Origin of the sequence: Polynucleobacter sphagniphilus, from assembly GCF_001953355.1 — a bacterium.
Classification (GTDB): Bacteria; Pseudomonadota; Gammaproteobacteria; order Burkholderiales; family Burkholderiaceae; genus Polynucleobacter; species Polynucleobacter sphagniphilus.
On record NZ_MPIY01000011.1, the window covers coordinates 1 to 6,792 of the forward strand.

A 6,792-nucleotide genomic window follows, 5' to 3' on the forward strand; every position below is an offset into this window, starting at 1 on the left:
ATACTTTACAGTTTTTGGCATAGGAGGGACCTTACTATGCCGTGGAATGAAAGTACGAAGATGGATGAAAAGCTCAAGTTTGTATCTCGTTACCTTGATGGCGAGAAGATTGCTACCCTTTGCCAGGAGTTTGGAATCTCCAGAGTCACTGGCCATAAAATCATTGATCGCTATAAAGACAGTGGTTTAGAAGCCTTTACGGATCGATCAAGAAGGCCCTTTAGGCAAGCCAATCGGCTGCCCTTCCAGGTCGAGCAACTGATCGTGAACCTCAAAAAGGAGTTCCCGACCTGGGGCGCTCCTAAATTGCGCGACAGATTGCACACCCACTACCCGGAGTTAGCATTGCCCGCCAAAAGCACGGTGCATGCCGTTCTCGATCGCCATGGCTTAGTCAAAAAGAAACGCAGACGCCACCACCCCAAGCTCACGGGGACCAACTTATCGGATCTCAAAGAACCGAATGCTCTATGGTGCGTGGACTACAAAGGGGAGTTTATGCTGGGTAATAAGCAGTACTGTTACCCCTTAACCGTGACGGACTATGCCTCTCGCTTCCTCATTTGCTGTGAAGGCCTAGAGAGTACTCGCGAAGCGCAGGCTTTTACGGTCTTTGAGCAACTCTTCAAAGAGTATGGGCTGCCAGGCTCCATCCGCTCAGACAACGGTGTGCCGTTTGCCTGCGCTAATGCGCTCTATGGTTTAAGTAGTCTATCGGTGTGGTGGCTTCGTTTAGGCATTGGTATTGAGCGCATTAAGCCCGGCAATCCTCAGCAAAATGGTCGGCATGAACGCATGCATTTAACGCTCAAGCAAGCGACGACTAAACCCCCTGCCAAAACACTTTTGCAACAGCAAGATAAGTTCGAAGACTTTATCTATGAGTACAACTATGAGCGGCCCCATCAAGCCCTGGAGATGAAAAAACCGGCACAGCTCTATACCCCCTCGACCCGAAAATACGAAGGGCTACCCGATGTGAGTTATCCCTTCCACGATAAGACAGTGACCGTGACTAACTGCGGACGCATCTGCCTTGATGGTAAGAAGATTCACTTTAGTACGGTGTTCGCTGGTCATGACGTAGGCTTACGGCAGGTCGAAGACGACGTGTGGTTAGTGAGCTTTATGGATTACGATATGGCTTACTTTGATATGGAGTCTTCTCGGGTACAAGCCTTAGAAAACCCATTTGGTCCCAAAGTATTGGGGATGTGATTGGTAAAGGTGTAAACCATGTGGTCGGTACCGGACGTAAAGCATGTGTCCGGTACGTACCTTTGCTTTTCTGGTGGGCCCACCCGGACTTGAACCTGGGACCAAAGGATTATGAGGACAGAAGGCTAGGATAGAACTCCACAGAATGCGGCTTACGTATAGTCAGTAAGGTTGGCGATTAATAGTGCAGGGAGCAACCACCTCAATTTCCCTTGCACAATCCCACTCTAGCTGAATTAGCTTGCCACTCCTTAAAGCAATCGCCTTGCATATCTAAAGTTAAAGGGGTAGCAAGATCATAGCGCCTTCCAACCACTAAACTCTGCTGATTAATCCAGAATGTATTATTAGCATGCGTAGTAAACATGACCTGATGAGCTGTTTCTTTATTGGGCGCAATGTTTGGAGGATAGTAACCCTCCTCTGGTACTAATGAGTAGACAGCACTTCGTACAAACTCTTTATCCGAATCCTGTCGATAATTAGCCACCAAGGTATAGGCTTGAGAATACTTGGCCATATCAAACCAAATGTTCATGCCGCGATTACTGGCATCAGGCACCAAACCTTTAGGAATATTCACCGGACTGCCATACTGTTTTCCATCATATGCTGTTGGCACCAGAATCAAGTCTGCCCGATTTAATGCATACACCTCGGTCAACTCAGGAATTCGTACTTCATCGTCTAACACAACGGCAACCCTTCCTAACTCATTGGTAGCAAATACTGGAAGATTATTGCCGGCAGTTGCCCAAGACTGCTCTGCATCATTTAAATGGGTCTTACGATAGACGCCAGCCTGTTTTCCATTGAAATCAAACAGAATGGCGGTCTCGTAATATTTTCCATCGCTCACTTCAGGCATGGAGAACAAGAGATAAGTCTTATATTTTTTTGCCATGTCAGAAGCCAGGGCATAGCTTTTGCCATTCAACGGTTCTGCATATTGTTGAATATTAGTTTTATTCAACTTTACATTTCCCAAGAAGGAATTAAAAGGCAATACAGCTAGATTAAATACGTTTTGGTTCTTCTCAATTAATGAATCTACTTTCTTGGCATTTGCTTCAACATTACCATTACTAGGGTCATACTGAACTAAGAGTGCTGAAATCTGATTTTGAGTATTGTTAGCAGCTGGATCGACAGGCGCTTTATAGAGGTTATAGACTTGATATAACTCAGGACGACGATGCTTTAGCCAAAATGCTTTTTGTTCACTCTTTTTATCTGCATCAATCGTTGCATAAATCGTTTCGGGTGGCAGGGGCTTGGTCCATGTGGATACCTTTGATTGGCTAAGTTGCTTGCCATTGTTGTCCCAAATCGTAGAACCCCCAGTGAACTGATCCACTAAACCCATGGCAGGAAAGCTAATCAAACCTGTTTGATTGCTAGCAACCACATTCATTCCTGTCCAACCTGCCAAAACAGCAATATTGGAAATAGTCGAATGATTGCCATTACTCATTTTTTCGAATTTAGGCATCATATCTGACCCAATCGGCATAGCCAATATGTCAGCTCCGCGCAGACTAGGAATGAGTAATGATTGCAGTCGGCTATCATCAAAACAGATGAGGATGGCTATCTTGCCAATATCAGTATTGAATACTGGAAAGCCGAGATTTCCTGGTGCAGCAGTGTCATAGTCACCTTCGGGTAGCTGATTTTTTCGATACTTTCCAACAAGTCCTTTGGGTCCCACCAAAGCAGCTGAGTTATGAATAACTCCGGTTATCGTATCGCGCTCATACATTCCAACCACCACATAGTTGTTGTATTTGCGTGTCACCCTCTCAAGTGCTGCAGTAGCTCTTCCAGGAATCGTATCTAAATCATTTGGGTTAGTAGGCGAAAATCCAAATCCCGTGACTGAGAATTCCGGCAACACCATTAGTTTTGCGCCATTGACCGAAGCATCAGTAACCGCCTTTACTATCTTCTGAACATTGCCATCCACATCTTTTGGAGTTGGGTTAAATTCAACAGCAGCAACCTTAATTTCTGCTGCATAAATCACGCTTGAAGAAACGACTAAAAATGCGATGAGAAATGCTGTGGTTTTTTTCATGAGCTCTATGTTTGATTGGCTTCAAAAACTATAACAGATGCCAATGAAATTAATTTGGAAATATCACAAAGGCTAAAAAAATACCAACCCGAAGGCTGGTATTTTCATTTCTGGTGGGCCCACCAGGACTTGAACCTGGGACCAAAGGATTCCGGTTTGTGTAATTTTCATTACTCCCTGGACTATGCCTTCACCGTATTCATTTCTGAACTTAGGTGGGTGCCGTCTAGTCTCTACACGTTCAAAGTAATTTCTTACTAAGCTTCGCTCGGCGTTAGCTTAGATATTTCTACCTTTAGCTTTCTCCGAATTTGACACCATCCCTTATGCAGTTTCCACGCATAAGGCACAACTTTCGCTATGAGTCCTCTGCTCTAACCAACTGAGCTATGGGCCCTAAAACTTTACTTTTACTACACACCTTACTGCTGGTGTTTACTACTTCAAAACCACACTAAAACCGCATTTACTACACACCTCGGTTTTTGCTCCGGTGTGTAAGCGGTGTGTAAGCAATTTTAACTACCTAATCAACCACTAACCTCTTGAATCTATTGAGGTCTTTGTTACAAGACCCCTAGGGCTTCTTTCTTATGAGAGCAGACACCCAAGGTAGACCCTTATAAACAGTGAGTCTGTGGGTGGTCAGTGTCGGTGTGTAAGCAAATGTGTAAGTAAATTCATGGATTTAAAGGAAGTGATCTATCTGTCTTTGGTTTTCAAAACCAAAGGATTTTTGGAGCAACCATTTAACACCTCGTTGCTCCAAAGTTCTTTTTTTGAAGATTGATAAGCGTTACTTAAAGTAACACTCGCTTTTCTGGACGGTGGCTAACGACCCATATTAGACACCCAAAGAAAAAACACCCGAAGGTGGTTTTATGGGGTAGCTTATTTTAAGAACTCTGTCGTCACATCATTTTGTGGGTATGGTAATTTATCAATCTGCCAAGTCTTTGATTTCCCGGACTTAAATACTTCATTCAAATTAATCTCGATAAAGTTCGTACGATTTGCGTAGTTAGCAATTTTCATGCGATTATTTTTTAAATCTTTAATATTTACCCACTGCGTGTAATCAGAAACAACCTGCTTTCCATCCGTTGAACGAGCAACTCCAACAGGAATATCAACGTTATTCAATATATGATAAGCAGCTTGCATAGCATCAGCACTATTAGCTGGCTGATAGGCAAACTGCTTCAAATAAGTAGCTCTGACAAAACGTGATGGTGGAGTGTAATCCGCTGGTAAACCCAGTAAACCACCACCCTGACCCAGCTCAGTCACATTGACATTGCCTACAGTTACAGATGATGTTGCAGTCGATGTAAGCGATAGATAGTTGCGTACATTATTAAGATGCCAGTCATACGTAGGGGCATTAGTTAACACTCCCGCAACGTTGTTATGGATCATCATTTGACCCTTAACAAACTCGATCACAATACTGTCGCCACCACGATCAGTTAATACGAGGTGTAACCAAGGTGGTGTTGGTAAGCCCTTGACTTCGCTTGGGTCAAACCACACCTTATATTTAGGAAGCTCGCTTCGTAACTCCTTAACCGAGCCAAACATTCCTAAAATAAAGCCTCCTAAGTTAAGGATAGAAACATAATTTTTATCCTGCGGGGTTACGGTTTGATATTCAGTAAAGCCAGGTAAAAAATTTCCGCTAATACCAAGGCCAGCCTCATTTTGACCCTCTAAATATGCAGGAGGCCCTGCTAATACTCCAGGCGCAATTGCGACAAAAGCATACTTACTCGATAGGCTTGTTGCAGGCAGCTTTAGTGATGCTGGTGCGCTGAGAGAAATAGGCGTGCCTTTGGGGTTTGCCGTGAGCTGCCACTTCATATCAAAAGCCCATTCCATGGTTCTACCCGCAACTACCGATCCATCTTTTGCAACTATATTTACAGCAGTACATGCATTGCTCGTAAATGGGGCAAATGCCAAAGTAGCGGAAACCGAAGCAGCCACTATTTTTCTCATCATTATTTGCTTCACGAAAACTCCTTAGCACAGGTCAAATTGAATATCAAAAGGATAACATCGTTAAGTCAAACCAAGACTTCCTTTTAAGTACTCTTTTAATTTTGCGGCGGTGCATTATAAAAATAAGAACCAATTCTCATGCTCAGAGCGTATAGTTATTTTTAAGGGGCATAGATGAAGCGGATTGTAGATATCTACCGAAAAGAGCAAAGGGACCAAGTTCTCTGGACTTATATCGTCTCATTAGGCGGAGATGGTTCTCACCCTGGTCTTGAAGACTTTAAAAAAGAAGCTTTACGATTTGCCGTTATGGATAAACGTGGCTCACTTGCAAACTTAGATGCTTATGTCCATCTTGAAATCATCAAATAACCATGGGTAACAGCACATTACACGCAATCGCTATTGACGAGCTTCGCCACTCCAATCCAAACTTTTATAATGAGTATGAACTGTTAATTGAGGGTATCAGCGCACAAATTCGAGAGTTAGCGAAAAATCAAGCTGATCGTTTAGATTACAGTAGCTTTACCGAAAGCTATGACCGAGCTAGCCATGAGCCGGTATTGCAAGTGGTCATTGGAATCCAAAAGACAGAGTTGTATATTCATATCTATATCCACAAAGACAATTACTTTGTTATCGGCAAATCTGGAAGTGGCACGATGGCCAGAAATGCGGAAGAAGCGCTAGCACTTGTAGCGCAAAAGATAAAAGCGACTAAAAAATGAATCGGCAGCGAACAATGCTCAATCAACCCAACCCCTCCCCTCCGGGAAAAGGCGGTGTGGTGTATGTCATTGATGATGATGAAGCGATTCGAGATTCCCTGGCTCTACTACTTAATGCCTATGGTTTTAGGGTCAGCCCTCATGAAAGTGCCGAGAGATTCTTGCAATCACTAGCCGCTAGTGATCAACAATCTTTGGGCTGTGCTTTAGTAGATATTCACCTTGGAGGCATGTCTGGAATCGAACTTCAAGAAACGCTTCTGAATATGGGCCTTAATATTCCCATCGCGTTTATTACTGGCCATGGGGAGATCACCACTGCGGTAAATGGGTAATCCCCCCTTATTTAACCGAGCCTAAAAGTAGGATTAGTTAAGCAACCATGGCCAGTCGCTGTTTCGGGGTAATGCCGCCCAATGCCATATTTGGACGTTGATGATTGTCCCGCGGGATTCCCTTCGGTCTATTTATACATCCATTGCGTTGCAAACTCCTGAACTTCGTTAATGCTTTCCCAATAATGCTGAGATAGCCACTCATATCTGACGGTACGATTAAAGCGTTCCACATAGGCATTTTGCTGTGGTTTACCTGGCTGGATATGTTGTATGTGGATTTGATGCTTTGCTGCCCATTCCATGAGTCTGCCACTGACGAGTTCGGGCCCATAGTACATGCAGAATGGTAGTCAGCCGCAGCAATTTAAGCCATGCTGGTGATTGCGAGATCATCAATAAGGAGTATTGCTATGGCTGACCACTTAAA

Annotated in this window: 6 protein-coding genes and 1 pseudogene; 4 read left to right on the plus strand and 3 right to left on the minus strand. The window is 43.8% G+C overall.

Features of this window, described 5'->3' with window-relative positions; all coding sequences use genetic code 11:
• The first annotated feature begins 36 nt into the window (after positions 1-36).
• Complete coding sequence (locus BOQ04_RS08510; RefSeq protein ID WP_076024331.1) at positions 37-1,218, plus strand: integrase core domain-containing protein; 1,182 nt, start codon at positions 37-39, stop codon at positions 1,216-1,218.
• Positions 1,219-1,420: 202 nt separating this feature from the next.
• Here the strand turns inward: BOQ04_RS08510 and BOQ04_RS08515 are convergent, their stop codons facing one another.
• Both BOQ04_RS08515 and BOQ04_RS08520 read right to left on the minus strand, forming a co-directional pair.
• Positions 1,421-3,295: a carbon-nitrogen hydrolase family protein gene (locus BOQ04_RS08515; RefSeq protein ID WP_076024327.1), complete on the minus strand. Its 1,875-nt coding sequence runs from the start codon at positions 3,293-3,295 to the stop codon at positions 1,421-1,423.
• An 891-nt stretch (positions 3,296-4,186) separates the two neighbouring features.
• Positions 4,187-5,308, minus strand: coding sequence for a choloylglycine hydrolase family protein (locus BOQ04_RS08520; protein WP_198929322.1), 1,122 nt, complete (start codon positions 5,306-5,308; stop codon positions 4,187-4,189).
• Positions 5,309-5,470: 162 nt separating this feature from the next.
• Here BOQ04_RS08520 and BOQ04_RS08525 point away from each other — a divergent pair, with 162 nt between their 5' ends.
• From BOQ04_RS08525 to BOQ04_RS08535, 3 genes are read left to right on the plus strand one after another with little or no spacing between them, the layout of a single operon-like run.
• A complete protein-coding gene (locus BOQ04_RS08525) occupies positions 5,471-5,668 on the plus strand; it encodes a hypothetical protein (RefSeq protein ID WP_076024328.1) in 198 nt (65 codons plus the stop codon).
• 2 nt (positions 5,669-5,670) lie between these two features.
• Positions 5,671-6,027: a hypothetical protein gene (locus BOQ04_RS08530; RefSeq protein WP_076024329.1), complete on the plus strand. Its 357-nt coding sequence runs from the start codon at positions 5,671-5,673 to the stop codon at positions 6,025-6,027.
• Positions 6,024-6,362, plus strand: coding sequence for a response regulator transcription factor (locus BOQ04_RS08535; protein WP_076024330.1), 339 nt, complete (start codon positions 6,024-6,026; stop codon positions 6,360-6,362). Before BOQ04_RS08530 ends, BOQ04_RS08535 begins: the two co-directional genes overlap by 4 nt.
• Positions 6,363-6,399: 37 nt before the next feature.
• Here the strand turns inward: BOQ04_RS08535 and BOQ04_RS08540 are convergent.
• Positions 6,400-6,694, minus strand: a pseudogene (locus tag BOQ04_RS08540) (integrase core domain-containing protein); the annotation flags it as partial.
• Between the last annotated feature and the right edge of the window lie 98 nt (positions 6,695-6,792).

Coding starts and splice junctions, on each gene's coding strand:
- BOQ04_RS08530 (WP_076024329.1), top strand. CDS start 5,671: ATGGGTAACAGCACATTACACGCAATCGCTATTGACGAGCTTCGCCAC.
- BOQ04_RS08525 (WP_076024328.1), top strand. CDS start 5,471: ATGAAGCGGATTGTAGATATCTACCGAAAAGAGCAAAGGGACCAAGTT.
- BOQ04_RS08515 (WP_076024327.1), bottom strand. CDS start 3,295: ATGAAAAAAACCACAGCATTTCTCATCGCATTTTTAGTCGTTTCTTCA.
- BOQ04_RS08510 (WP_076024331.1), top strand. CDS start 37: ATGCCGTGGAATGAAAGTACGAAGATGGATGAAAAGCTCAAGTTTGTA.
- BOQ04_RS08535 (WP_076024330.1), top strand. CDS start 6,024: ATGAATCGGCAGCGAACAATGCTCAATCAACCCAACCCCTCCCCTCCG.